General features: G+C 58.7%; 1 protein-coding gene. It reads right to left on the reverse strand.

The genetic code is table 11. From position 1 onward, the window contains the following. Positions 1-274: ssDNA-binding protein (locus CYJ76_RS11695; RefSeq protein WP_144043110.1), on the reverse strand; the 274-nt coding region annotated here is incomplete at its 3' end. Between the last annotated feature and the right edge of the window lie 75 nt (positions 275-349).

Consider the following 349-nt stretch of genomic DNA (forward strand, 5'->3'; position numbering starts at 1 on the left):
CGTAGGCGGGGTCGCCGTCGCGGTCGATGTCGCCGTCACGCAGTGGGGTCTTGAGTGCTGCCTTGTTGGGCTTTTTCCCGCCGAACTTGGCGAGTCCCTCTTCGATGGCTGCGTCGACGGCCTTTTCGATGGCGTTGACGGTCTTGGTGTCTGATTTCGGGATGATCACAGACACGGAGTACTTGGGATTGGAACCCTGGATTGAGCGGGGTTCCCAGATGTTGGCGTAGGACAGGCGTACTTTGCCGGTGACGACGTGGGTGTTCTTGGACATGATTGATCCTCCTTGGATCTAGTTGATGGTTGCGGTGATGGCGAGGCGGTGGATTTCCGCCAGCTCGTCTCTCGA

The sequence above is a fragment of the Kytococcus schroeteri genome, assembly GCF_002847825.1.
Taxonomy (GTDB): Bacteria; Actinomycetota; Actinomycetes; order Actinomycetales; family Dermatophilaceae; genus Kytococcus; species Kytococcus schroeteri.